Below are 26,231 nucleotides of genomic sequence, written 5' to 3'. Positions count from 1 at the left end.
GTTCTGGAATGACTACCTTCACTTTTGGAATAAGCGCATGGCGTTATCAAGACGGTCGAGGTCGCATCCACGCTAAAACTGTCACAGAGGTTTGCTAGCGTCGTCGCCTTTCTTAAGGAGCATAGTCGATGAGGCTGACGGCGAAGTTGATAGCTGCAACCCTGTGTTTGGGCTTGGCCGGGCAGGTGTTGGCAACCGAATTGGAACACTGGCCGGCCGATCAGGCGAAGCAATTGAACGCCATGATTGCGGCCAACGCGAACAAAGGAAACTTCGCGGTCTTTGACATGGACAACACCAGCTACCGCAACGACCTTGAAGAAGCGTTGCTGCCGTACATGGAAAACCTCGGCCTGATCACCCGTGACAGCCTGGACCCGTCCCTCAAGCTGATCCCGTTCAAAGACACGGCTGAGCACCAGGAAAGCCTGTTCAGCTACTACTACCGTTTGTGCGAAATCGACGACATGGTCTGCTACCCGTGGGTGGCGCAGGTGTTTTCGGGCTTCACCCTGCAACAGCTCAAAGGCTATGTGGATGAGTTAATGGCGTCCGGCCAGCCGATCCCGGTGTCTTACTACGAAGGCGACACGGTCAAGACTGCTGAAATCCAGCCGCCCAAGGTGTTTGCCGGTCAGGTTGAACTGTTCAACAAGCTGATGGAAAACGGCATCGACGTTTACGTCATGACCGCTGCTTCAGAAGAGCTGGTGCGCATGGTCGCGGCCGATCCCAAGTACGGCTATAACGTCAAACCGCAGAACGTCATCGGTGTCAGCACCCTGCTGAAAAACCGCGACACCGGCGAGCTGACCACGGCGCGTAAACAGATCAGCGCGGGCACGTACAACGAAGAGGCCAACATGGGCCTGGAACTCACGCCTTACCTCTGGACCCCGGCCACCTGGATGGCAGGCAAACAGGCGGCGATCCTGACCTACATCGACCAATGGAAAAAACCGGTGCTGGTGGGCGGCGATACGCCATCGAGTGACGGCTACATGTTGTTCCACAGCGTTGACGTGGACAAAGGCGGGATCCACCTGTGGATAAACCGTAAAGACAAATACATGGCGCAGCTGCGAGGCATGATTGCCAAAAACGCAGCGGCCCAGGCCAAAGCCGGCTTGGCGGTGACGGCGGACAAAAACTGGGTGATCGTCAAGCCCGATGAAATTCAGTAACTCTCTGTTGTAGGAGCGAGCTTGCCTCGCGATCTTTTGATCTTTTGATCTTTTGATCTTTTAAAAGCTCGCGAGGCAAGCTCGCTCCTACAGGCAGATGTATCAAACAAAAATCCCGGCACATGGCCGGGATTTTTGTGTAACGCGTTGGCTTATGGCACCAATTTGTCCAGCAGCGCCTTATCACGCACCGCGCCCTTGTCGGCGCTGGTGGCCAGCAAGGCGTAGGCCTTGAGGGCGGTGGTGACTTTGCGTGGGCGGACTTCAACCGGCTTCCAGCCTTTTTTGTCCTGCGCAACTCGGCGTGCTGCCAGTTCTTCGTCGCTGACCAACAGGTTGATCGAGCGGTTCGGAATGTCGATCAGTACTTTGTCGCCATCTTGCACCAGACCAATCGCACCACCGGCAGCGGCTTCTGGCGAAGCGTGGCCGATGGACAGGCCCGAGGTGCCGCCCGAGAAACGGCCGTCGGTCAGCAAGGCGCAGGCTTTGCCCAGACCTTTGGATTTCAGGTACGACGTCGGGTACAGCATCTCTTGCATGCCCGGGCCGCCTTTAGGGCCTTCGTAACGGATGATCACGATGTCACCGGCCTTCACTTCGTCAGCCAGAATGCCGCGCACGGCGCTGTCCTGGCTTTCAAAGATCTTGGCGTTGCCTTCAAACACGTGGATCGACTCGTCAACACCGGCGGTTTTCACCACGCAACCGTCCAGCGCGATGTTGCCGTACAGCACGGCCAGGCCGCCTTCTTGCGAGTAGGCGTGCTCGACACTGCGGATGCAGCCGTTTTCACGGTCGTCGTCCAGGGTGTCCCAGCGGGTCGACTGGCTGAACGCGGTTTGCGTCGGGATACCGGCAGGGCCTGCACGGAAGAACGTGTGCACGGCTTCGTCGTCGGTCTGGGTGATGTCCCACTTGGCGATTGCATCTGCCATGGTCGCGCTGTGCACGGTCGGCAAGTCGGTGTGCAGCAAGCCGCCACGGGCCAGCGAACCGAGGATGGAGAAAATGCCGCCAGCGCGGTGCACGTCTTCCATGTGGTACTTCTGGATGTTCGGCGCCACTTTGCACAACTGCGGCACATGGCGCGACAGGCGGTCGATGTCTTTGAGGTCGAAGTCGATCTCGGCCTCTTGGGCAGCGGCCAGCAAGTGCAGGATGGTGTTGGTCGAGCCGCCCATGGCGATGTCCAGCGTCATGGCGTTTTCGAACGCTTTGAAGTTGGCGATGTTGCGCGGCAATACCGATTCGTCGTTTTCGACGTAGTACTGGCGGCACAGGTCGACGATGGTGCGGCCTGCCTGCAGGAACAGTTGCTCGCGGTCGCTGTGGGTCGCCAGGGTCGAACCGTTGCCCGGCAAGGCCAGGCCCAGGGCTTCGGTCAGGCAGTTCATGGAGTTGGCGGTGAACATGCCGGAGCACGAACCGCACGTTGGGCAGGCGCTGCGCTCGTACTCGGCAACCTTCTCGTCAGAAGCGCTGGAGTCGGCGGCGATGACCATGGCATCGACCAGGTCGAGGCCGTGGCTGGCGAGCTTGGTTTTGCCCGCTTCCATTGGCCCGCCCGACACGAAAATCACCGGGATGTTGAGGCGCAGTGCGGCCATCAGCATGCCAGGGGTGATTTTGTCGCAGTTGGAAATACACACAATGGCGTCGGCGCAGTGGGCGTTGACCATGTACTCGACGGCGTCGGCAATGATCTCGCGGCTCGGCAGCGAATACAGCATGCCGTCGTGGCCCATGGCGATGCCGTCGTCTACGGCAATGGTGTTGAATTCTTTGGCAACGCCGCCAGCCCGTTCGATCTCGCGGGCCACCAGTTGGCCCATGTCCTTGAGGTGGACGTGGCCGGGTACGAACTGGGTAAAGGAGTTGGCAATGGCGATGATCGGCTTTTTGAAGTCGGCATCTTTCATCCCCGTGGCGCGCCACAGTGCGCGGGCGCCGGCCATATTGCGGCCGTGGGTGGAGGTCTTGGAACGATAGTCAGGCATGGAACAGCTCCGGGCGGCTAATCAGGTAACAAACAGGGAAGTGAGCTTCTAATCGCTAGGGGATCACACAGAAAATGACCACGTATCCACTAGTTGCCGTGAACGCTGCGGGATCGCCGCACGCTTGGGCTTGAGCTCATAAACCCGCCGGGGATGATTGGCGATGAATGCGTCGATTCTACACGGCTGGCGGTAGGAGGGAATGGTCCAAACCGTGAAGATAGCGGCTACGGGACGAGCGCCCGCTCGCGGATCAGCCCATTCAAACCGAGCGCGATGGCGCTCAGGATCAAAAAGCACACGGCCAGGGTACTGGTGAGGTGATCGTCGGCCAGGTTGATCACCAGACTGATGAGGCCGCCGCACATGAAAATCAGCAGGCAACCAGCGGAGGTCGATGTGCCCGCGAGTTGCGGGTAGAGGCTCATGGCTTTGGAGTTGGCGATGGGCCTGCAAATGGTGGTACCTGCGGTGCAGATGAGCATGGGGATCAGCACCGTGATGGCAGATACGCCAAACCGCCAGGTAAGCCCCAGCATCACCAGCCCGGAAGCGGCGATGAGGCACAGGCCAGCAGTGATTTGTGTCTCGCTGGCGAGCTTGCGGTGCAGCACGCTGGCTATCACGCCGCCGACCACATACGCAGCGCCATACAGCAGCAAGGCCCAGGCAAACTGGTAGGCCGAGAGCTGCAAGTGCTCCATGAAAATCAGCGGCGACAGGACGATAAACGAGAAGTGGCAGGCAAAGGCCAGGGCCGAAATCAGCCAGTAACCGACGAAGCGGATATCAGAAAACAGCCGCCAATACCCGACGAAAAACTGCCGTGCTGACGGCCTGTGGCGGCTGCGAGACTCGGGCAGCAGGTGCAGTGACCAGCACCAGACCACCACCGCCAGGGCGATGAACACATAAAAGCTGCCTTGCCAGCCCAGGTACAGTTGCAGCCAGGTGCCGACCAAGGGGGAGCAGGAAATGAAGATCCCGCCGCCGGTGGCCATCCAGATCCGGATGCGCTCCAGCTCGCGCCCTGCGAACACGTCCTGGATCAGCGCTTGTGACAGGGCAAATGCACCGCAGCCGACGGCCTGGACCACGCGGAAAAACATAAACCAGGCGAAATCCATGGCTAACAGGCAGCCCGTTGCGCCGATGGTCGCGAGGGCAATGCCGGTCAGCAGCAACTTTTTACGCCCAAACATATCGGACAAAGGCCCGATCAGCAGCAGCGACACGGCCAGGCCGATGGCGAAAATACTCACCGACTGCGCGACGTCGGACGGTGTAGTGCGAAAGTGGCTGGACAGGGCCGGAAAGGAGGGCAGCACCACGTCCAGGGGGAAGACGGCGAGCAGGGTCATTGTCATCAGCAAGGCAATGGTTGCGCGGGGTTTTGCAGGGGTGTCCGTGGGCGGCTGCACTGATGTGTCCGGTGTTAATCAGGGCGGGCAGTGTTCTGCGCCGGTGCTGGTTTTACAACGATGTCCTGAGTAGGCCGGTACTTGTATTTCTGTAAGAAAAAACTTTTCTCTGCGTCGCCGCGCTCTAGGCCGGCCATGCCGGGTTTTACCCCCGTCTCTGGGCGTGACTACACTCAGGGACTACAGTGGCGAACGCTTTCTATGAATAAGGATGTTGAATGCTGACCCTTAATCGATCCGTTTATGGGTGTCTGGCCATTGGCCTGGTGCAAGGGCTTTTACTGTGGCTGGCCAGTGACATTGCTGAGCCGGGCATCAAATACGCGCTGGTGACCGCCGTGCTGGTGGGCGGGATCAACCTGTTGCTGCTGGGCGACAACGTGCGTCAGCGAGGCGCTGTCTGGCTGGTGCTGGGCCTTACCTGCGTGATGACGGCGATCAGCGCCTGGGTGTTCTGGAAGTACAGCGAAACCTGGCTTTACAGCCACTGGTTGAGCGGTAGCTGGACCTGCTTTGCCGTGGTCATCGCCTACATTTGTACGGCGTTTATCTTGAGTTGGCCGACCCGCGAAGGGCGCATGCCGCGCTATGAAGATTTGTTCCGGCATGCCTGGGACACGGTGTTTATCGTGTTGCTGGGCTTGCTGCTGAACGCGGTGTTTTGGGCGTTGCTGCTGTTGTGGGGCAGCCTGTTCAAAATGCTCGGCATCGTGGCGCTGAACAAACTGTTTTTTACCGATGGGTTTGTCTGTGTCAGCTCGGCGGTGGTGTTTGCCCTGGGGCTGCAAATGGGCCGCGATAACGACCGGGTGATTGGTCTGTTGCGCGGCATCTTGCTCACGCTGTGCCGCTTTTTGCTGCCGCTGAGTTCAATGATCGCCATTGTGTTCACGTTTACCTTGCCGTTCAGCGGTCTGGCGCCCATTTGGGACACCGGCTATTCGACGCCGATCATGGTGTGCCTGGTGGCGGCCAACCTGTTCTTGCTCAACGGGGTGTTCCAGGACGGACATCAAAGCAGCGGCTACCCGCTGTGGCTCGTGCGCATGGTGGATCTGTGCCTGCTGTGTTTGCCGGTGCTGGTGGTGCTGGCCGGGTATTCGAGCTGGTTACGCATTGAGCAATACGGCCTGACGCCTAGCCGTGTGCTGGCGATGTTGCTGGTGCTGGTGGTGTTCGCCCATTGTGTGGCGGCGCTGTGGGCCGTGTTTGCCTCGAAATCGACCTGGCTGGGCAGCTTGCGGGTCAGCAACCCGTGGATCGCGCTGGCGTGCGTGGTGCTGTTGCTGGGCATTCATACGCCGTGGTTCAGCCCGTTGAAGATCAGTGCGCAGAACCAGGTGCAGCGCGTGCTCAACGGTAAAACCCCGGTTGAGACCTTTGATGCCGACACCTTGCGCTATCGTTTGGGCGCGCCGGGCGTGCAGGCGTATGAAGGGTTATTGGCGCAAGTCGAGCGCGGCGAGGTACTCACCGAGCCTGCGCGGGCGGTGTTGCTGAAGCGGCTCAAGGACGTCGAAATCGGCCGCAGCGGGGCTGCGCATAACGACCGGTTGCTGGAGTGGATCGGCCCTGGCGTGGAAGGCAGCGAGCAGTTCGATGCGCTGGGCATGGCTGGCCATCTGTGCCGGTATCCGGGGTGTGCGATGTGGGCTGTCGATCTGGATCAGGACGGGCAGCTTGAAGTGCTGCAGTTGCCCAAGCAGGAGTGGCCGGGCCCGCTGTACTTTTTCAAGCGCAATGCCCAAGGCAAGTGGCTACGCGCCGGGATGTATGAAATGGACGACAACCCGCTGGAATTGATCAAGAAGATTCGCGAAGGGGAAGTCCAACTGGTGAAACCGCGTTACCAGTCGTTGCAGATCGGCGGTGCGGTGCTGAGCCCGCGGGTGGATAAGCCCTGATGCTAAACCCGTGGGAGCGGGCTTGCTCGCGATGCAGGCGATGCGGTTTTCAGTTAAACCGTGTCGTGCCAATCGCGAGCAAGCCCGCTCCCACAAGGGGGTTTAGGTGTTAGGCAGCAAACGGCAGGTGATGCTCTTGATGTAGCGGGTTTCGACAATCGCCGGGTGCACCGGGTGATCCGGGCCCTGGCCACCGCGTTCGAGCATCTGGATGTTGCGGTCCAGATGGCGGGCGCTGGTCAGCAGGATGTTTTGCAGATCGTCTTCCGGCAAGTGCATCGAGCACGACGCGCTGACCAGAATCCCGTCTTTGTTGAGCAGGCGCATGGCTTGCTCGTTGAGACGGCGGTAAGCCGCCTCGCCGTTTTTCAGGTCTTTTTTGCGTTTGATGAAGGCCGGCGGGTCCGCCACGATCACGTCAAAGCGTTCTTCGTTGGCTTTGAGCTCGCGCAGGGCTTCGAATACGTCGCCTTCCATGCTGGTAACTTTGTCGGCCACGTCGTTCAGCGCGGCATTGCGATCAACGCCGTCCAGGGCGAACCCCGAGGCATCTACACAGATCACTTCGCTGGCGCCAAACGCCGCTGCCTGCACGCCCCAGCCACCGATGTAGCTGAACAGGTCGAGGACTTTCTTGCCTTTGACGTACGGGGCCAAACGCGCGCGGTTCATGCGGTGGTCGTAGAACCAGCCGGTTTTCTGGCCTTCCATGACCGGTGCTTCGAACTTGACGCCGTTTTCTTCCAGGGCCACCCACTCCGGCACCAGACCGAAGACGGTTTCGACGTAACGCTCAAGGCCTTCTGCATCGCGGGCTGCCGAGTCGTTCTTGAACAGGATGCCGCGTGGCTTGAGCACTTGAACCAGCGCTGCAACCACGTCGTCTTTGTGGCGTTCCATGGTGGCAGAGGCCAACTGCACCACCAGAATGTCGCCGAAACGGTCAACCACCAGGCCTGGCAGCATATCGGAATCGCCGTACACCAGACGGTAGTAAGGCTTGTCGAACAGACGGTCACGCAGGGACAGGGCCATGTTGAGGCGGTGAACCAGCAGCGACTTGTCCAAGGGCAGCTTGATGTCACGCGACAGCACGCGCGCGCAGATCAGGTTGTTCGGGCTCATGGCCACGATGCCCAGCGGCTTGCCACCTGCGGTTTCGAGCAGCGCTTGGTCACCGGCTTTAAAGCCGTTAAGCGGGGTTGTGGCTACATCAATTTCGTTGCTGTAGACCCACAAGTGGCCGGCGCGCAGGCGTCGATCGGCATTGGCTTTAAGGCGCAGGCTTGGCAGGGACATGAAGTCGCTCCGGGTATTGAAAAGGGCGCGATTATAGCCTTAGACGCCACCTGCAAGCTTGGCTGATTCGCGGTATTGCGTCGGATCGCGTGCCCATTCGCGCAGAAAATTCCGCTAGAATCGCCGCCTATTCCAGAGTGTGCAGACATGCCCCCAGAGCTTTCATCGCAACAGATCAGTCAGGCTTTGCAAGGCATCAGCGTGCCGCCTCAACCGCAAATCATGGTGGATTTGCAGATGGAGCAGTACATGCCGGACCCGGATCTTGAGGTGATTGCGCGCTTGATCGCTCAGGACCCTGGCTTGTCGGGCGCGCTGCTTAAAATCGTCAACTCGCCGTACTACGGCCTGACCAACAAAATCGCTTCAATTCGTCGCGCAGTGACGCTGCTGGGCAGCCGCACGGTGATCAACCTGATCAATGCCCAGTCGATCAAGGGCGAGATGGGTGACGACACCATCGTCACCCTCAACCGTTTCTGGGACACCGCCCAAGACGTTGCCATGACCAGCCTGAGCCTGGCCAAGCGCACCGGCATGTCGGCGCCCGATGAAGCCTATGCGCTGGGCTTGTTTCACGATTGCGGCATCCCGCTGATGCTCAAGCGCTTCCCGGATTACATGCACGTGCTGGAACAGGGCTACGCCAACGCAGGCCCTGGCCATCGCGTGGTGGACACGGAAAACCGCCACTTCAACACCAACCATGCGGTGGTCGGCTACTACACGGCCAAATCCTGGCGCTTGCCGGCGCACCTGACCGAGGCGATTGCCAACCACCACAATGCGCTGGCTATTTTCAGCGACGAGTCCTCGCGCAACGGCCCGCTAAAAAACCTGCTGGCGGTGCTAAAAATGGCCGAGCACATTTGTGCGTCCTCCAACGTCCTCGGCAACCAGCGTGAAGACCATGAATGGAACAGCATCAGCCATCTGGTGCTGGACTACATTGGTTTGTCCGAGTATGACTTTGAGAACGTGAAAGAAAGTATCCGCGAGTTAGGGGCTGACTAGATGCCTGAGTTACCAGAAGTCGAAACCACCCGCCGGGGCATTGCCCCGCACCTTGAAGGGCAGCGGGTCAGCCGCGTCATCGTGCGTGACCGGCGTTTGCGCTGGCCGATCCCCGAAGACCTGGATGTGCGTTTGTCCGGGCAGAAAATCGTGCAGGTTGAGCGGCGCGCCAAGTATTTGCTGATCAATGCCGAAGTCGGGACGTTGATCAGCCACTTGGGCATGTCGGGCAATTTGCGTCTGGTCGAGGTGGGCCTGCCGGCGCTCAAGCATGAGCACGTCGACATCGAGCTGGAATCGGGCCTGGCTTTGCGCTACACCGACCCGCGGCGCTTTGGGGCGATGCTCTGGAGCCTTGACCCGCTCAACCACGAACTACTCATCAAGCTGGGGCCGGAGCCGTTGACCGACCTGTTTGATGGCGAGCGGTTGTTCCAGCTGTCGCGCAAGCGTTCGATGGCGGTCAAGCCCTTCATCATGGACAACGCGGTGGTGGTGGGCGTGGGCAATATCTATGCGACAGAAGCGCTGTTTGCCGCAGGCATTGACCCGCGTCGCGAGGCCGGGAGCATTTCGCGGGTGCGTTATTTAAAGCTGGCGATTGAGATCAAGCGGATTCTGGCGGCGGCGATAGAGCGGGGCGGCACCACGCTGCGCGACTTTATCGGCGGTGACGGCCAGCCGGGTTATTTCCAGCAGGAATTGTTCGTGTACGGCCGTGCTTATGAGGCGTGCAAGGTCTGCGGCACCGAACTGCGCGAGGTCAAACTGGGCCAGCGAGCCAGCGTGTTCTGCCCCCGCTGCCAAAAGTAACCCCAAACCTGTAGGAGCGAGCTTGTCTCGCGATCTTTTGATCTTTAAAAGCGAAAGATCGCGAGGCAAGCTCGCTCCTACAGAGGTAACCCTTACGCCTTACCCGTGATCAGCCGGTATTTTTCCATCAGCTGTTCTTCGGTTTCCGGGTGGGCTTCATCCAGCGGGATGCAGTCGACCGGGCATACCTGCTGGCATTGCGGCTCGTCGTAGTGGCCTACGCACTGGGTACACAGGTTCGGGTCGATCACGTAGATCTCTTCGCCCTGGGAAATAGCAGCGTTCGGACACTCGGGTTCGCAGACGTCGCAGTTAATGCAATCGTCGGTGATGATCAGGGACATGGGTACTCCGGCCGGGGCGGTTTGCCCGGGCAACTAAAATCGAATGCGGCAATTGTGCCGCATTGGCGCCCGCAGTGCACGCGGGCGCCGCTTCAGCGGTTACTTCTTGCGAAACCGCTCGGTCAGGGCGTCAGCCACAGCCGGGTGGACAAACTTGCTGATATCGCCGCCCAAAGCCGCGATTTCACGGACTAACGTCGACGATATAAACGAATAGCGCTCGGACGGCGTCAGAAACAGGCTTTCGACGTCCGGTGCCAATTGGCGATTCATGTTCGCCAGCTGAAACTCGTACTCGAAGTCCGACACGGCACGCAGGCCACGCAGAAATACATTGGCGTTCTGTTCTTTGGCGAAGTGCGCAAGCAGCGTCGAGAAGCCGACTACCTCGACATTGGGCAGGTGCTTGGTGACCTCACGCGCCAGCTCAACGCGCTGTTCCAGAGGGAAGAGCGGGTTTTTTTTGGGGCTGGCCGCGACCGCAATGATCACGTGATCGAACAGGCGCGAGGCGCGCTCGACCAGATCGCCATGCCCCTTGGTAATGGGGTCAAATGTACCTGGGTACAACACTCGGTTCATCGCGTCGTCCTGGCGGGAATCCGTTGGGGAGTCGGATGGTATCGCAGCATTCCCGGTCGGCCAAGTCGCCAATTTAAGAAGAAAGCACTATAGACGCCGCCAGTTAACTCCTTTTTCACGGATTTTTAAGCCGTTGGGCCAGCTCTGTCGCGAGTTTGGCGGTGAGTGCGTACACCGACAATTGTGGGTTGGCGCCGATGCTGGTGGGGAACAAAGAGCCATCATGGATCGACAGATTGCGTAACTGATGATGGCGCCCAAGGCTGTCGGTGACCGCCATGTGCGGGTTTTCCCCCATGGCGCAGCCGCCCATCACATGGGCGCTGGCCAGGCGCGTTCGATACCGCTCAAGGCTCAGGTTATTGATGTGCTCGCGGGTTTCGCCCAGGGTTTTCAGGTAACGCGCATCGCTGTGCAACGGCATCACCGCGCTGGCTCCGGCGGCAAACTGGATCTCGGCCATGCTGTGGAACGCCCGCCTGAGCCCGTCCCAGCTATAGGGTGTGACGCTGTAATCGAGCACGGGGCTGCCGTCACTGCGTAATTCAACGTTGCCGCCGGGGCTGTCGGGGTGAAAGCCGTCGCGCATCAGGGCCAGCATCATGTGGGTGTTGGGCAGTTGCGCCATGTGTTCTGCGTTGGTTTCGCCGTAGCCGCCAAACAAGGTGGCGGCCAGCGCCGGGTGCAAGGGCGGCACTTCGAGTTTGTAGCCCATGGGACCGGTTGCGCCGTCTTGCCACTGAAAGTGGTCTGTGTAAATCGACTGCGGGGCGCCGTAAAACGGATTGATCGCCGTCGCAAACTGCGCGGCCGAGAAGTTGACCAGGTGCAGAAACGTACGCTTGCCCACTCGCCTGAACGGGTCGGGCGCCTCTGAGCGCAATAGCAGGCCGGGGCTGTTGATGCCGCCGCCCGCCAGCACGTAATGCCGCGCCTTGACCGTAATGGTGCAGCCTGTGGGCGCCACGCTGCGCCTGTCCATGGCTTGGCACTCCAGGCCGGTGACCTGATCACCTGCAATCAACAAACGCTGGGCGCGGGCCAGATACAGCAGCTCGCCGCCGTTTTCGAGGGTCGCGGGGATGGTCGTCACCAGCATCGACTGCTTGGCATTGGTCGGGCAGCCCATGCCGCAATAACCGAGGTTCCAGCAGCCGCGCACATTGCGCGGGATCACATGCCAGCGGTAGCCGAGCTTTTCACAGCCGGTGCGGATCACCTCGTTGTTGGCGTTGGGCGGGACCAACCACGGGGCCACGCCGAGCCGTTGCTCCATCTGCGCAAACCAGGGCGCCATGGCGGCTTCGCTGTGGCCGCTGACCGCATGCTCGCGGGCCCAGTGCTCCAGCGTCGGCGCCGGGGTGCGAAAGCTTGAGGTCCAGTTGACCAGGGTCGTCCCGCCCACCGCGCGGCCTTGCAGGATGCTGATGGCGCCGTCTTTGCTCATGCGCCCGATGCCTTCCTGATACAGGCTGGTGTAGGCCTCGCCTTCGAGCAGCTTGAAATCGCTGCTGGTCTTGAGCGGTCCTTCTTCGATCAGCAGCACTTTGAAGCCCGCATTACTGAGGATTTCAGCCGTCGTGCCGCCCCCGGCGCCGCTGCCAATAATGGCAATGTCGGCTTCCAGCGTCAGGTCGTTGTCGAGGGTTGAGCCGTTATGGGTTTTCCATCCGCGTGCCAGGCCTTCGCGGAATAGATCGGGTACAGGCATAAGGACGTCTCATGAAAATTATTATTGTGTGAATCAAATCGTCGGCGGGCCGGGATACCCGCAATGGGGCCACAACTCGGGCTTTTCGTAGCCGCTCATCATCACCAGTTGCAGCAACGAGGCATGGCCCATGCGCAACAGGCTCAAGCTGCTGTTTTGCCAGCGATGCAGGAAGTAGCGGATTTGATCGGGGGTGGTCTTCTCCCAGCTGCTCCAAAGCCCCGTGAGCGGGCCGCGAGTGACGGGCATGGCCAGCACGTCGAATAGCTGCAAGGTCAGCTTGAGCAGCTCTGGCGAGAGGTGAGCCAGGTTGTTGTCCAGCGTGTGCAAGGTGGCGTCTGTCGCTCCCGGCAGGGAGGTGTGCGAAATGCTACCCGCCAGCATCACCGGCACCAGCGCCTGTAAAAACACCAGGTCTGTGCTGCGCAGCACCCTGAAACCCCGAGCGCTGAAAGTAGCCGAGCAGCCGCTGAGGCTGGCGCCCAGCCCGGCAGTGGCCAGAAAAGCCGAGGCGCAAAGGCCGACTTTTAAAACGCCACGGCGGGACAGTAGCGTCGGTTCTTCCAGAAATTCCGGCATGGCTTGGTCTCGCCGTTTGAGGCTATCGGATAAACAGCTTTTGAATCAGGCGTACCAGCGACCGGCCATACGGCGGGTAAATCGCCAGCGAACTGTTCCAGCGCTGTTTGCTCAACACCCCTTTGGCGTGGCTGAACGTCAGGAAACCTTCGTGCCCGTGGTAACGCCCCATCCCGCTCTGGCCGATGCCGCCAAACGGCAGGTCGTCGATGGCCACGTGCAGCAGCGTGTCGTTAATGCAGACGCCGCCCGAGTGGGTGTCTTCGATGACGCGCTGTTGTTCGGCCTTGTTGTACCCGAAGTAATAGAGCGCGAGTGGGCGAGGTCTTGAGTTGATGTAGGCAAGCGCTTCATCGAGCGTGCTGTACGCGACAACAGGCAGCAGCGGGCCGAAGATCTCGTCCTGCATGACCTGCATCTGGTCGTTCACATTCAGCAGCAACGCGTGGGGCATGCGCCGCCCCTGGCCTTGGGCATAGAGCGGGATCAGCCGGGCGCCTTTTTCGCTGGCGTCTGTTTGCAGGTGCTCAAGCCGCGCCAATTGGCGCTCGCTGATGATGGCGGTGTAGTCGGGGTTGTCGGCCAGCGTTGGATAAAAATCGAGTACGGCCTGGCGGTAAGCCTCGATAAACCCGTCGACCCGCTCGTGCGGCACTAGCACATAGTCGGGCGCGATGCAGGTTTGCCCGGCGTTCAGGGTTTTGCCCCAGGCAATGCGCCGGGCGGCGTCTTTGAGTGGCACCTCAGCCGAAACGATCGCAGGGGATTTGCCGCCCAACTCCAGCGTCACCGGGGTCAGGTTATCGGCGGCGGCACGCATCACCTGCTTGCCGACATAGGTCGAACCCGTGAACAGCAGGTGGTCGAAGGGCAGTCCGGAGAACGCCACGGCAACCTCGGCGTCGCCCAACACCACAGCAACCATGTCCTCGGGGAAAATCCGCCCCAGCAGGTCTTTGAGCAAACGACCGGTGGCTGGCGTGTACTCACTGAGTTTGAGCATCACCCGATTGCCCGCCGCCAAAGCGCCGATCAAAGGCCCCATGGCCAAATACAGCGGGTAGTTCCACGGCACGATTACACCCACCACGCCCACGGGCTGATACACCACCTTGGCGCTGGCGGGCTGGAACATCACGCCCACATGACGCGATGACGGCTTCATCCAGCGTTTGAGGTGTTTGAGGGTGTAGTCAATGCCCTGCAAGCTGGGCATCAGCTCGGCAAACAAGGTTTCGTCGGGGCTGCGGTGGCTGAAGTCCTGGCTGATGGCGTCAATCAACACTTCGCGCTCGCGGCTCAGCAATACACGCAGGCTCTTCAACCATTGCTGGCGTTGTGCTATTGGTGGGAGCGGATGAGCTGTATAGGCCTTTCGCTGCAGGGCGAGAAGGCTGTGAAGATCGTCCAAGGCGCTGGAGGAACTGTGGCGGTGGGCACTGTCGGTAGACATCGTTCGCTCCCTGCGGATGTTTGGGGTTCTCGTAAGAGCCAAGATGTTTTTAGAGCCTGCGCTCTATGTTGTCAATTGGGGGTCTGCCACTCGGGCTGTTTGAGCCACGGTGGTTAGGCTTTAAGATGTTTTTCGATATTCATCGAAGACCAATCCATGGCCGCACGATTAAAAACCAGCCAGCGCATCATCAATACCAGCCTGGAGTTGTTTAACCAGCTGGGTGAACGCAATGTCAGCACCAACCACATTGCGGCTCACATGGAGATTTCGCCGGGTAATCTGTATTACCACTTCCCCAACAAGCAGGCGATTATCTCGGTGCTGTTTAGCGAGTACGAGGTGCTGGTGCTGGACTTTCTGCGCCCGCCCGAGGGTCGTTTGCCTGACGTCAGCGACAAACGCGACTACTTGAAGCACCTGCTCAATGCCATGTGGCGTTACCGCTTTTTGTACCGTGACATTGAACACCTGCTGCTCAGCGACTCTGAACTGGCCGTGCGTTATCGGTGCTTTTCCACGCAATGCCTGGCTCAGGGCCAAGCCATTTATTCGGGGTTTGTGCAGGCGGGCATTCTCGACATGACGCCCCAGCAAATCGAATCGCTGACGCTCAATGCCTGGATCATCCTGACGTCCTGGGTGGGGTTTTTGTGCACCACGCGCGAGAACGCCACCCACCTGTCCGAAGAGGCGCTGACCCGCGGAATCTACCAACTGCTGATACTGGAATCGGGCTATGTAACGCCGCCGTACCGTGCTGCGGTTGATGAGTTGCTCAAGGAATATTACGTTCCATTGCAAAAGACATTGGTCGTACAGTAGCGCTGTTCCCATCCCCCTCAGGAGTTCGCCATGCCCGTTGCGCAACTGATCAGCCCTCAAGCCCTGAACGAACGTCAGGCGCACCCCGGATTGGTCATTCTGGATTGCCGTTTTGCCCTGGAAGACCCGGAATACGGGCACAGCAGTTATGTTGAAGGCCATATTGCCGGTGCGCAATTTGCCGACCTTGAGCGTCACCTCAGCGGCCCGGTGATTAAAGGCGTCACGGGGCGCCATCCGTTGCCTGAACCGTCCGCCTTGCTTGAACAACTGCGGGCATGGGGCATCAACCAGGACAGCGATGTGGTGCTGTATGACGATGGTCCCGGTGCATTTGCGGCCCGTGCGTGGTGGTTGCTGGCGTGGCTGGGCAAGCGCGATGGCGTGTTTATTCTCGATGGCGGGTTAAAGGCTTGGCATGCGGCGGGTTTCAAACTGACCACGGACGAGCCCGATGTTGTGCCTGGCACCTTTGATGGTCAGCCGGATAGCCACTTGGTGCTGAGCGCTGAGCAATTGCAAGCGCGCTTGGGCCAGCCGGGGTTGACCCTGATCGACGCTCGCGCCAAGCCACGTTTTCGCGGCGAGGTTGAGCCGATTGACCCGATTGCCGGGCATATCCCTGGGGCGCAATGTGCGGCGTTCAATGAAAACCTCGACAGCAGCGGGCGCTTCTTGCCAGCCGAGCAACTTAAACAGCGATTTGCCGAACAACTGGCGGGCCGCTCGCCGGATGAACTGGTGGCGTATTGCGGCTCGGGCGTGACGGCGTGCCACAACCTGTTTGCATTGGGATTGGCGGGCTACCCGCTGGGCAAACTGTATGCGGGTTCATGGAGCGAATGGATCAACGACCCGGCACGAGGTGTCGCAACCGGGGATTGACCCCGTAGGAGCGAGCTTGCTCGCGATCTTTTGATCTTTAAAAGCTCGCGAGACAAGCTCGCTCCTACACGGTTCTGATGCAGCGATGCGGGCCGCAGACCGCCGCCAAACGTGCAGGCAACACTCCGTAGGAGCGAGCTTGCCTCGCGATCTTTTGATCTTTAAAAGCTCGCGAGACAAGCTCGCTCCTACACGGTTTTGTTGTAGCGATGCGGGCCGCAGACCGCCGCCAAACGTGCAGGCATAACTCCGTAGGAGCGAGCTTGCCTCGCGATCTTTTGATCTTTAAAAGAATCAAAAGCCCCCTCACCCTAGCCCTCTCCCGAAGGAGAGGGAACTGATTGGGGGATGCTGTCGATTGTCGGTGGCCTGTTTGCTACGCCAGCGCGGCGTAGAAGACGGGGCGACAGCTCCTGCACGGTTTTGCCTTCGCGTGAATTATTTCGGTTGCAAACGCCAGCCCAAAACATTGAGCAGATCGCAACCGTCACGCAGCAATATCATTGCGGTGGTGGCTAACTGTTTGAGATCAATGGCATCAGCGTCTTGAACTTCGCGACTGGAGAAGGTTTCCATCATTTGGGTCACAGCCAGTACGCGGGCGGTGGCATTGGCGTGCAATACGTCGAGAGGGGCGTTGCGATCGATGAGCAAGGCGGGGGTAAGGCAGTCGATGGCGGTAAGCGGGATGTATGTCAATTCGTTCATAAGTGCTTCTCCTAAACTCTTCATTCAGGCCACTCACTTTTCGTCGCCAAACAAAAAATGGGTGGCTACCGTGCGCGGGTTGGCGAACCGGGAGAATTTAGGAAACAACCGGCAGACCCGAAGATCTCCCACGCACAGTAGCCATAAAGCATTGCGAGCAAAATACACGCTTAGCCCAATACAACAACCATTAGGTTTCCAAAATTCCATCTCCAGGTCGCCAAACCCGGTCGCCCTTTTAGGCGAACGCTGACTATAGGCGCCACGGCGCAATGGCAGCAATTGGCAAAGCTGTGCGAATAATCCGGCAATTTTGTGGGCACCAAAAATCTGCAACACCACCGTCTACAGGCTTTGTACGTGCTGTGCACTGGCCGCTCGGTAGGCCGCCGGGCCGACGCCGTAGACTTTTTTGAACTGGCGGCTCAAATGGCTTTGGTCGGCAAAACCCAGTTGTGTAGCGACTTGCAGCGGTAAGCAGCCTTGTTGCAACAAGCCGCGGGCATGGGCGATGCGTTGTTGCATCAGCCAGGTGTGCGGCGGCATGCCCGTGGCGCGCTGGAACACGCGGGCAAAGTGGAAGGGCGACAAGTTAACCGCCGCCGCCAGTTCTTCCAGCGAGGGCGGTTCGGCCAGCCGCGATTGCAGCAGCTCCTTGGCCTGGCGCACCGCCCGGTGTTCCACGCCAGGCTTGGCCGGCATCGGCAGGCGGGCATGGCGGTTGAGCAGGGCGAGCATCATTTGTCGCCAGAGCGTTTGTTGATGCAGCGCCGACTCCGGCCCTTCCAGCAAATGATGCAGTTGCTGCAACCCGTGAAACAGCTCCGGGTCGTGCAGCAGGGTGTCGTTGAAAGTGGGCAGGTGGGTGCCGGGCAAGTTCAGCTCTTCCATCAGACTTTGGATTTGCTCGTTGTCCGGGTAGAACGCACGGTAGCGCCACCCGGCATCATGGCCTTTGTGGCCGTTATGCACTTCGTCCGGGTTGATCAACACCAGTGTGCCGGTGCCAGCCAGGTGCTCTGCACCGCGATAGCGATAGCGCTGGGCGCCGTCCATGATCATGCCGATCACAAAACCATCATGCACATGGGGCACAAAGCGGTGTTCGATGTAGCGCGCGGTGAGCAATTCGACGCCGTTCAACGGCGCCGTTTGCCAAAAGTGGATGGACTCACCTTGCTCCACATTCATTACGCAGACTCAGGCTTGAGGCTGGCCAACCACTGTGGAATGCGTCGTTCCAGGTAGTACCTGGGCGTTCTCGGCGAGCCCTCAACGAAACCCACATGGCCGCCCTTGGTGTGCAGCTCAAGTTCGGTGCAGGCGGACAGTTCGCTGGCTTCGGGGATGCTGTGTTTGAACACAAACGGATCATCCTCGGACTGGATGATCAGCGTGGGCGTTTCAATGGCGCCCAGGAAGTAGCGGCTGGAGGCGCGGCGGTAATAGTCGTCGACGCTCTGATAACCGTTGAGCGGCGCGGTGACCCGGTCGTCGAACTCCCAAAAGGTGCGCAGTTTGCTCAGCGATTTGAGGGTGCCCAGCTTGGCCAGTGCGGCCAGCGCTTCGTGCTTGGCGTCCTGTTGGAACTGGCGCTGTTTGATTTTGACGTAGGCCACCATTTCACGCATGAAGTGCGCCTGGTACACCTTGGAGAAGCCCATGCCGATGCGGTCGGCGCACTGGTCGAGGCGAAACGGCACCGAGACCGCGACGCCACCTTGCAGGCCGCTGGCGCTGCCCGATTCGCCCAGGTATTTAAGCAGCACGTTGCCGCCCAGTGAGTAACCTACGGCATAGATCGGCGCCAGCGGGTAGCGCGCCCGCAAATGCGCAACGGTCGCGGCCAGGTCTTCACTGGCGCCGGAGTGGTAGCTGCGTGCCAGCAGGTTGGGCTCCCCCGAACACCCGCGCCAGTTCAGGGCCACGCTGGCCCAGCCCTGTTTTGCCAGGGCGCTCTGCTGGCCTGCAATGTAGTGAGAAGCCGAGGAGCCGGTCAGGCCATGCAGCACCAGCACCAGTGGTTCATGGGCTGACGGCGTACCGTGCCAGTCCAGGTCGAGAAAGTCGCCATCTTCGAGCCACAGGCGCTCGCGTTGATGTTCAACAACAGGTTTGGTGCGCCACAGCGGCCCCCACAGCGTTTGCAAATGAGGGTTGCCGAGGCCAGAAGCTGGTGTGAACAGTTCCACGGGTAACGCAGGGGAAGCGAGGGCGCGCACTTAAGTTCTCAGTCGGTGACAGGTATCGGAAAGTGCTTAAGTTGCCACAACGCGGCCTGCGGCCCAAGCAGTGTGTGTTGTGCGGTGCTCATCCAATTGGTCGAATTGCACAGCGGCTGTCCGTTGTTCTCACTCATGCTGACCTCGGGCAGAGCTTGCTGGGCAACGCTGGGGCCGAGGGTGAGGGTGACCCAGGCATCGGCGTTCATGTGCCGGTTCATGGCGGCTTTTATCTGTCCGGCGGTCATTTTCTGGATCTCGGTTATTTTGTGAGTGAAGTCCAGGGTGTGGTCGAAACGGTTGATGTCCTCCAGTTCCTTGAGCAGGTTCCTGTTGGTCGCGAGCAGTTGTGGCAGCGCCTGACGCAGGTATTTCTTGATGCTGTCCAGCTGCTCTTGCGTGGGCCCATCCTTGAGGAACTGCTCAAACAGCGTTTTGGCATGGGCCAAGGCTTGCTCACTGTAGTGGGGCGGCGTATTGAACTGGGTGATCCAGGCCGTGGCGCCTTGGGCATGTTCGATATCGGACTGCACTCCGTAGGTGACGCTGTGTTTCTCGCGTAGTTGATTATTTAAAACGCCATTGAACATCACATTGGCTACCTGCAGGGCCAGTGAATCCGGGTGCTGATTGGGCACAACATTGTGTGCCATGACCAGCAAGGTCTGGCTCGTGCTGTCTTCAATGTGCAGGGTTCTGCCAGTGTTGACCTGAGTGACAAACCTTTGCGGCGCGGGCAGCGCCGGCCCTTGCGGCAGCGCGTCGGCTAAGGTTTGGCTGAGTAATTTGGCTTGCTCGGGCGTGAGGTCGCCGACGATCACCATTTGGGCGTTGGCTGCGGTATAGGCCCGCTGAAAAAAACTGCGAACCTGCGCGGCTTGTATGCGTTGAAGACTGTCGTGGGTGCCGTTGACTGAGCGCGATAACGGCTGACCGGGGTACAGCTCTTCACGAATCTTGGCCAGCGCTCGCGCCTGGGCAAACACTTGCTCAAGCGTGAGGTCTGCCTGCAAGGATCGCCTTATTCGAGACAAGTTCTGCTCGCTGAAAGAGCGCTGTGTCAGGGTTTCGGTAAACAGGCTCAGCACCGGGGCAAGCACCTCGGGTGCGCTCAGGCTTCTGAGGGTCAGGTAGCTTTGCTCGGCATTGATCCCGTGGGTTATTAGCGCGCCGTACCGGTTAAACCCGCGGGCGATCTCGTCGGCAGGTTTGCGCGCCGAATCGACGCTGAACAGGGCCTGGGTCATGGCCGCCAGCCCCGGTGTTTCGCCATCGTAATAACTGCCCGCGGCAAAGCTGATTTTCAGGTCGACCATGGGCAAATGATGATTTTCCACAAACAGCACGCGGCTGCCTTGCTTGAGTGTCCATGACTGGATGCTGGGCGCGTGGGGCACGCCTGCGGGTTCTTTAAGTTCGCGCAGCGATTGCAACGGTAATGTGGGGCCGGGCATGTCTGCTGCACGCACGTAACAGCCCGCCGCCAAAAAAATGCCCGACAGTGCGAACAGGCAGACGAGGGTGCCGCGTGCGATACGTTGGGCATTATTCATGAGCTGACTCCTCAGGCAGCGCGTAGCTGGTGATTAACCGGTCTGCGACCAGAAAGGTCTGCGCTGTGCGTTGAATGTCTTGCGGGGTGATGGCGTTCAAGGCATCGAGCCGTGCCTGTTCGGTGCGCCAGGACAGCCCGGCCATTTCCAGCATGCCAATCTGCAGGGCGCGGTTTTGCGGCTCATCCTGCTCGAACACGCGCCGTGCCGTGATCTGAGTCCGCGCGCGTTCGAGGTCTTCAAGGCTTGGCGGGGCGGTTTTCAATGAGTCGATAATGGCCAGAATCCGCGTCTGGAGTGCCTTGAGCGTTTCAAGCGAAACGGCTGTTTCGAGGTTGGGCAGCGCGCTGATGTTGAACAGCTCATCGCCGAGGCTGACCGCCTGGTAATGAACAGTGGTGGTGTCTGCCAAGCCTTCCTTGCGCACCAATAACGACTCGAACAGCGAGCTGTTTGCGCCGCCCAGCATTTCGGAAATCAGCTCCAGTGCCGGTGCTGTTCGCGGGTCTGTTTGAGTGGCGAGGCTCGGCACATTGAAGGCCATGTACAGCACGGGTATTTGCTGGGGGATGTAGTGCGTGATGCTGCGCTCGCCGGGCATCGCCAGGTCGATGGGGGTTGAGCTGTAGGGCAGCGCCCGGCGGGCAATAGGGCCGAAATACCGTTCGGCCAGTTGTTTGACCTGCTGGGGGGTGATGTCACCGACGACCACCAGCACCGCGTTGTTGGGGGCATACCAGCGTTGATACCAGCGCTTTACCTCTTCGGTTTGCAGGCGGTCCAGATCATGCCGCCAGCCAATGATCGGGTTGCCTGCTGCGCTGGCCGGCAGGGCCAGGCGCCGGGGGACTTCGATGGCGCGCTTGATGGGGTGGTGATCAGAGGCTTCGGTGCGCTCGTTTTTGATGATTTCACGTTCGCCGCTCCAAACCGTCGCAGACAGGTGAGCCGTACTCATTTGGTCCGCCAGCATTTCAAAGCTGACACCCAGCGCATGCGGGGGCACGGTGTGGAAAAACAGCGTGGCGTCATTCAGGGTCATGGCATTTTGGCTGCCGCCCAGATTCTGCAAAATATGGCCTGACTCGCCTGTGCAGAGCTTGCTGCTGCCATTGAACAGCATGTGTTCCACCGCATGGGACACGCCGGTTTGGCCCGGCTCTTCCTGATTTGACCCGATGCGATACCACAAGTGGGTCAGCACCAGGCTGGCGTTGTGGTCTTCGTAAACAATGATTTTGAGCCCGTTATCGAGTGTGAACTCATGAATGGGCGGTGGGCTGCTGGCCGATGCCAGCAGGGGATGGAGCATGACGCCGAGCAGCAGCCCGGCGATGAGTCTTTTCATGGTGGGTGTCCTGACGAGGGTTCGTCAGGACAGGTTGCGATAAACCCGGGCGGCAGGTGCGTTACATAAGTACGCAATACGCTCAGGGTTGAACGGCTGACAAGGGGCGTTGTTCGACCGTTGGGCCGAGGCTTGCGACCTTCCATTTATCGGCCCTGGAGTAACGATTGATGGCGTCTTTGATGTCTTGACGCGACAGCTTTTGGGCGTGCATGACCAGCGCGTCGAAATTTCGGGGCAGGTCGTGGGCCCCCATAAGCAGCAACTGTTGAACCATTTGTGCATTGCTGGCGCTGGTCAGCGGCAAGTTGCCTGCCAACCGTCGTTTGACGGCGACCAATTCCTCTTCGGTGGGGCCGTCGCGCAGCCACTCGGCAAACAGCGTTTTGACCAGCGCGAGGGTGGCATCCTGCTGATCGGGGGCGGTTTGCAGGCTGATGGTCCAGGGCCCGCCCGCTTGCCAGAGCGGTATAAAGGCCGAGGCGGCGTAGCTCAGCCCGCGCTTGTGGCGCAGCTCATTGATCAGACGACTGCTGTTGGAACCGCCGAATATCAGGCTGGCCACTTGCAACGCCACGTAATCCGGGTGGTTCGCCGGTACGCTCGGCTGCGCCAGCATGATCAAGGTCTGGCTGTAGGGGGCTTCGAGGTGTGTATGGCCGGGCGGTGATGTCAGGTCCATGGCCAGTTCAACAGGCGCCAGTGCGGGGCCTTGGGGCAGGGCCTGGCTGATCGCGATGCTCAGGTCTGTGGCTTCATCATTTGAAATGTCCCCCACGATGACCAGCAGCGCGTTGGCCGCGGTGTAGGCGTTTTGATGAAAGCCCCGGACTTTCCCGGCGTCTATCAAGGCCAGGCTCTGGGCGTTACCTTCGACGGGGCGGGCATAAGGGTGATTGCCATACACATGCGCATGCAGCGTCTGTTGCAGGCGCGCTGTCGGGTTTTGCTGCACCAGCCCGATGGCATTGAGCGCCGACGCTTTGGTCCGCTCGACGGCGTCCGGGGCAAAAGCGGGCTGTGCGATCAGCCGCGTGAACAGGTCAATCGCCGCCTTGCGTGTCTCGCCGTCACTCAGTGTGCGCAGGGTTAACCGTGCTTCATCCTTGTCTACCGAAGCCGTCAGTTGTGCGCCCAATTGGTCAAACGTCTCGGCGATAGCCTTGGCGTCCATGCCTTCAACTCCCTGGTTCAAGAGCTTCAAGGTCAGGTTCGCCAGCCCTGGTAAAGCGCCATCACGGCTGCTGCCCGCCGAGAAACGCACGCTGATATCGACGATGGGCAGCGCGTGGGTCTCAATAAAAAGCACGCGGGTGCGTTCGTGGGTCGCATAGGCACGAATGCTCAGCGGGCGAGCTGCAATGTGGCTGTCATCCAGGGTTTGCAAACTCTGCAAGGCCGTTGTTGGGCCTTCTGTTGCCTGTGCCTGAGCGTTCAGGCAAAGGCTCAGCAGCAGGGTGGCAATAAGTGCCAATGGCACCAAAGGGTGGCGTGTCAACGTGAAGGCATTAGTCATGTTTTTTCTCCGGCCTTGGCATGTAGGCGGCGCTGAAGCGGTTTTCGGTGAGGTAGGTTGTGGCCAATTGCTGGATGTCAGCAGGCGTCAGGGTTTGCAGGGCTAGTTCCTGTGCGTCGAGGGTCGACCAGGGCAGCCCGATGCTTTCCAATTCACCTATTTCGCTGGCCTGCTTCTCGATCTGGTCGTGGGCGTACAGGCGTTTGGTGATGATCCTGCGCTTGGCGCGGTCCAGCGTTTGCGCACTGACCGGGGCGGCTTTGAGCGCTTTGAGCTGTGTCCAGATCAAGGCTTCAACCGCCTCCGGTGACTCGGTGCGTGACGGACTGATTTCGGCCCAGATCCTGAGCAGGCCATCGCCCCGGTTCAGCAGGTCGTAATGGGAGTACGTCCCGGCCAGCACGCCTTGTTGATGCATCAGGCTGGCTTTGATGAGCGAGCTGTCGCTGCTGGCCAGCAGTTCGTTGAGCAGTAACAGGCCAAAGGCGGTTTGCGGGTCTTGTGCGGTGTTTAAACTGGGCACATTAAAGGCCATCACCAGCTTTGCATTGGGGCTGGGCAAGCGAAGGTGCAGCCCGCGTCGGCCCAGATGGGTCAATTCAATGGGGCGCTTGACCGTGGGCAAGGGGCGCGCAGCGATTGCGCCGAACTGTTGCGTCACCAGTGCTTTGGCCTGCTCCAGCGTCACATCGCCGACGATGACCAGCACGGCATTGTTGGGTGCATACCAGTCTTGATACCACTGCATGAGCAGCGGGTTGTTCAGCCGGTTGATGTCATGCATCCAGCCCAGCACAGGGTTCTTGTAGGTACTTGCCACATGACCAATGGTTTTGACCCGCTCATTGAGCAAGTTCCACAGGTTGCTGTCGACTGTCGAACGGCGTTCTCTCTGGATGATCAGCCGTTCGATGTTTAATTGGGCGTCACTCCAGCGTGCGCTGACCATTTGGTCTGCAAGGATTTCGAGTGACACCGCAAGGCGGTTGGTGGCCTGCAACTGTGTGTAAAGCGTTGCATCGGGGCGCGTGATTGCGTTGGCGCTGACGCCCAGCGATTCAAGCACTTTTAAGGCTTCGCCCCGGGGCAGTTTGCTGCTGCCTTTGAAGACCATGTGTTCCAGAGCATGGGACAAGCCGGTTTGCCCTTCCTGCTCATAACTGGCGCCGACTTTGTACCAAAGCTGCGAGGCCACCACGGGAGCGCGGTGGTCCTCGCGAACAATGACCTTTAGGCCGTTGTCGAGGGTAAACGTGTGGGTAACCGGTGCCGCGTGGGCGCAGGCGGTCGCTGGCAACCACAAGGTGATTAGCCAGCGAAACAAAAGAGAGGATTTCATCCGCAAGGATCCTTGAGTGTTCTGTAAATAAGGTCAGAACAGGTTGGATCAAGGCGGGTACTGCTAGGCGGTATATACGTAGCGCGCCTGGGGCATTCGGGTATCAGTCTTCGCGCGGCAGGCTGTGTGCGACGCTCAGGCGCTCCGGGCTGAAGTAGCTGTTGGCCACGCGCTGGATGTCATCTGCCGTGACGTTGTGGATCTGCCCGGCTTCGCTGTCGATCAGCGTCCATGGCAGGTCGATGGCGGCCAGGTTGCCCAGGATCGAGGCTTGTATTTCGAGGGTGTCTTGTTCTTCCAGGCTTTCAAGGGCCTGCTGTTGGCCGTACTTCAAGGTCTCGGCATCCAGTGCATGGGTTTTGAGTGATTCCAGCAGTTGTTTGATTTCCAGCTCTACCTGTTGCACCGACAGCGAGGTGTCTACGCCCAGGGTGGCCGCCAGCAGGAAGAGGTCATCGTTGCGGCGATAGGCCGGAAGACGGCTGATCACGCTGGACAACGTGTGCTTGTCTTCAGACAAACGCAGTGGCAGCCATGCCTGCGGGCCTCTGGTCAGCAGGGCGCTGATCACTTGCAGGGCGCGGATGTCGCCGATGGCGCCCGGGGTTGCGAGGCTTGGCGTGTTAAAGGCCATTTGCAGCCGTGGCAGTGGCGTATCAAGACGTTGAACCAGCCTGCGTTCCTCGCCTGTAAACGAATGTGCGGGCTGCTCTGCCGGGGCAAAACCTTCGAAAGGTGCGAGGTCGGCAAACAGGTGCTGGATCAGCGGCTGGACGTCATCGAGCGCTATATCGCCTGCAATGACCAGAATCGAGTTGTTGGGTGCGTAGCCTTCTTCATGCCAACTCAGCACGTCGGCCACCGTGATGCGTGCAAGGTCGTCGACATTGCCGAATTTGTACACGGTGCGTGCCTGGGGAAAAATCAGCTCCTCGAATGTCGAGGTAATCCAGTAATCGGAGCTGAAGTACGGTTCGCTTTCTTCGAGCTTGCAGGCGTGTTTAATGCCTTTATCGAGGCGCTCCCGGGACAGTGTTTGAGGCTCCATTCGGGCAGCGAGCAATTGCAGCACGGTGGCAAGCTCGGCACTGGGTGCTTCGAGGCTGTAGGCGCTGAGGTGGTAATCGATCCAGCCATTGGCAGTGGCGCCGATTTTTCGCTCAAGGTCTTTGTCCTTGAAGGTCGCGCCACCGGCCAGGTACGCCAGCCCGCGCTGGTTTGCGTGTTCATGGTCGGTGCCCGCCTTGTGGAACAGCGAGGCGCAGATGCCTGGCGTACGGTTGTCCTGGCGCAGGATCACCTGCAGGCCGTTATCCAGTGTGTAGGCGTGAGTGGGTTTTTCAGCAGTAATGGTCATGTTTCACATTCCGTTGTTTTTGAACACGCCAGCCGATGTGCGGAGGCACACGGGGCGAATGATCAGTGAGAACGGACAGAATGCAATGGCGCAGGGCGCGGGGTGCGGTACATAGATAGAGCAAGGGTGTGTGCAATCGTTGCCGTAATGCGCGGCAACGATTGCACAGATCAG

Annotated in this window: 22 protein-coding genes; 6 read left to right on the top strand and 16 right to left on the bottom strand. The window is 59.6% G+C overall.

What is annotated here, in order from left to right:
• Positions 1 to 128 precede the first annotated feature (128 nt).
• Positions 129 to 1,184 carry an HAD family hydrolase gene (locus TU84_RS17085; RefSeq protein WP_048371028.1) on the top strand — a complete coding sequence of 352 codons (1,056 nt, stop codon included), beginning with the start codon at positions 129 to 131 and terminating at the stop codon, positions 1,182 to 1,184.
• Between the two features lie 152 nt (positions 1,185 to 1,336).
• Here the strand turns inward: TU84_RS17085 and ilvD are convergent, their stop codons facing one another.
• On the bottom strand, positions 1,337 to 3,184 hold the full coding sequence (gene ilvD / locus TU84_RS17080) for a dihydroxy-acid dehydratase (protein WP_048371027.1): 1,848 nt from the start codon (positions 3,182 to 3,184) through the stop codon (positions 1,337 to 1,339).
• Between the two features lie 227 nt (positions 3,185 to 3,411).
• A complete protein-coding gene (locus tag TU84_RS17075) occupies positions 3,412 to 4,551 on the bottom strand; it encodes an MFS transporter (RefSeq protein ID WP_048371202.1) in 1,140 nt (379 codons plus the stop codon).
• Between the two features lie 272 nt (positions 4,552 to 4,823).
• Here TU84_RS17075 and TU84_RS17070 point away from each other — a divergent pair, with 272 nt between their 5' ends.
• On the top strand, positions 4,824 to 6,509 hold the full coding sequence (locus tag TU84_RS17070; protein WP_048371026.1) for a DUF4153 domain-containing protein: 1,686 nt from the start codon (positions 4,824 to 4,826) through the stop codon (positions 6,507 to 6,509).
• A gap of 102 nt (positions 6,510 to 6,611) precedes the next feature.
• Here TU84_RS17070 and TU84_RS17065 read toward each other — a convergent pair whose 3' ends face one another.
• Positions 6,612 to 7,808 (bottom strand): class I SAM-dependent rRNA methyltransferase, encoded by a 1,197-nt coding sequence (locus tag TU84_RS17065; protein ID WP_048371023.1) that lies wholly within the window; start codon positions 7,806 to 7,808, stop codon positions 6,612 to 6,614.
• Positions 7,809 to 8,009: 201 nt separating this feature from the next.
• Between TU84_RS17065 and TU84_RS17060 the strand changes: the two genes are divergently transcribed.
• Positions 8,010 to 8,822 (top strand): HDOD domain-containing protein, encoded by an 813-nt coding sequence (locus TU84_RS17060; protein WP_174479335.1) that lies wholly within the window; start codon positions 8,010 to 8,012, stop codon positions 8,820 to 8,822.
• Positions 8,823 to 9,635, top strand: coding sequence for a bifunctional DNA-formamidopyrimidine glycosylase/DNA-(apurinic or apyrimidinic site) lyase (gene mutM / locus TU84_RS17055; protein ID WP_048371021.1), 813 nt, complete (start codon positions 8,823 to 8,825; stop codon positions 9,633 to 9,635).
• Positions 9,636 to 9,727: 92 nt separating this feature from the next.
• Here mutM and TU84_RS17050 read toward each other — a convergent pair whose 3' ends face one another.
• The 5 genes from TU84_RS17050 to TU84_RS17030 form a co-directional block, all read right to left on the bottom strand.
• Entirely contained in the window at positions 9,728 to 9,979 is a 252-nt protein-coding gene (locus TU84_RS17050; RefSeq protein ID WP_003213796.1) for a YfhL family 4Fe-4S dicluster ferredoxin, read from the bottom strand.
• Between the two features lie 99 nt (positions 9,980 to 10,078).
• Complete coding sequence (gene coaD / locus TU84_RS17045) at positions 10,079 to 10,561, bottom strand: pantetheine-phosphate adenylyltransferase (protein ID WP_047278434.1); 483 nt, start codon at positions 10,559 to 10,561, stop codon at positions 10,079 to 10,081.
• 115 nt (positions 10,562 to 10,676) lie between these two features.
• Entirely contained in the window at positions 10,677 to 12,272 is a 1,596-nt protein-coding gene (locus tag TU84_RS17040) for a GMC family oxidoreductase (protein ID WP_048371017.1), read from the bottom strand.
• A 33-nt stretch (positions 12,273 to 12,305) separates the two neighbouring features.
• A complete protein-coding gene (locus tag TU84_RS17035) occupies positions 12,306 to 12,851 on the bottom strand; it encodes a hypothetical protein (protein WP_048371015.1) in 546 nt (181 codons plus the stop codon).
• A gap of 22 nt (positions 12,852 to 12,873) precedes the next feature.
• Positions 12,874 to 14,304, bottom strand: coding sequence for a coniferyl aldehyde dehydrogenase (locus tag TU84_RS17030; protein WP_048371013.1), 1,431 nt, complete (start codon positions 14,302 to 14,304; stop codon positions 12,874 to 12,876).
• Between the two features lie 156 nt (positions 14,305 to 14,460).
• Between TU84_RS17030 and TU84_RS17025 the strand changes: the two genes are divergently transcribed.
• Positions 14,461 to 15,129, top strand: coding sequence for a TetR/AcrR family transcriptional regulator (locus tag TU84_RS17025; RefSeq protein ID WP_048371011.1), 669 nt, complete (start codon positions 14,461 to 14,463; stop codon positions 15,127 to 15,129).
• A 30-nt stretch (positions 15,130 to 15,159) separates the two neighbouring features.
• Positions 15,160 to 16,014 carry a sulfurtransferase gene (locus tag TU84_RS17020; RefSeq protein ID WP_048371009.1) on the top strand — a complete coding sequence of 285 codons (855 nt, stop codon included), beginning with the start codon at positions 15,160 to 15,162 and terminating at the stop codon, positions 16,012 to 16,014.
• Positions 16,015 to 16,452: 438 nt separating this feature from the next.
• On the opposite strand, the gene TU84_RS17015 is transcribed toward TU84_RS17020, so the two are convergent.
• From TU84_RS17015 to TU84_RS16980, 8 genes are all read right to left on the bottom strand, one after another.
• Positions 16,453 to 16,722, bottom strand: a complete 270-nt coding sequence (locus TU84_RS17015; protein ID WP_048371007.1) for a hypothetical protein — start codon at positions 16,720 to 16,722, stop codon at positions 16,453 to 16,455.
• 345 nt (positions 16,723 to 17,067) lie between these two features.
• Positions 17,068 to 17,913 (bottom strand): AraC family transcriptional regulator, encoded by an 846-nt coding sequence (locus TU84_RS17010; RefSeq protein WP_048371005.1) that lies wholly within the window; start codon positions 17,911 to 17,913, stop codon positions 17,068 to 17,070.
• A complete protein-coding gene (locus tag TU84_RS17005; protein ID WP_048371200.1) occupies positions 17,913 to 18,908 on the bottom strand; it encodes a hydrolase in 996 nt (331 codons plus the stop codon). Before TU84_RS17005 ends, TU84_RS17010 begins: the two co-directional genes overlap by 1 nt.
• A gap of 44 nt (positions 18,909 to 18,952) precedes the next feature.
• Positions 18,953 to 20,497, bottom strand: coding sequence for a M16 family metallopeptidase (locus TU84_RS17000; protein WP_048371003.1), 1,545 nt, complete (start codon positions 20,495 to 20,497; stop codon positions 18,953 to 18,955).
• Positions 20,490 to 21,845, bottom strand: a complete 1,356-nt coding sequence (locus TU84_RS16995) for a M16 family metallopeptidase (RefSeq protein ID WP_048371001.1) — start codon at positions 21,843 to 21,845, stop codon at positions 20,490 to 20,492. Before TU84_RS16995 ends, TU84_RS17000 begins: the two co-directional genes overlap by 8 nt.
• Positions 21,846 to 21,927: 82 nt before the next feature.
• Positions 21,928 to 23,361, bottom strand: a complete 1,434-nt coding sequence (locus TU84_RS16990) for a M16 family metallopeptidase (RefSeq protein ID WP_048370998.1) — start codon at positions 23,359 to 23,361, stop codon at positions 21,928 to 21,930.
• On the bottom strand, positions 23,354 to 24,700 hold the full coding sequence (locus TU84_RS16985) for a M16 family metallopeptidase (protein ID WP_048370997.1): 1,347 nt from the start codon (positions 24,698 to 24,700) through the stop codon (positions 23,354 to 23,356). Before TU84_RS16985 ends, TU84_RS16990 begins: the two co-directional genes overlap by 8 nt.
• A gap of 103 nt (positions 24,701 to 24,803) precedes the next feature.
• On the bottom strand, positions 24,804 to 26,057 hold the full coding sequence (locus tag TU84_RS16980) for a M16 family metallopeptidase (protein ID WP_048370995.1): 1,254 nt from the start codon (positions 26,055 to 26,057) through the stop codon (positions 24,804 to 24,806).
• Positions 26,058 to 26,231 lie beyond the last annotated feature (174 nt).

The organism is Pseudomonas helleri, from assembly GCF_001043025.1.
Taxonomy (GTDB): Bacteria; Pseudomonadota; Gammaproteobacteria; order Pseudomonadales; family Pseudomonadaceae; genus Aquipseudomonas; species Aquipseudomonas helleri.
The sequence above is the reverse complement of the archived record's forward strand: the minus strand, read 5'-3'. Positions and strand labels throughout refer to the sequence as shown.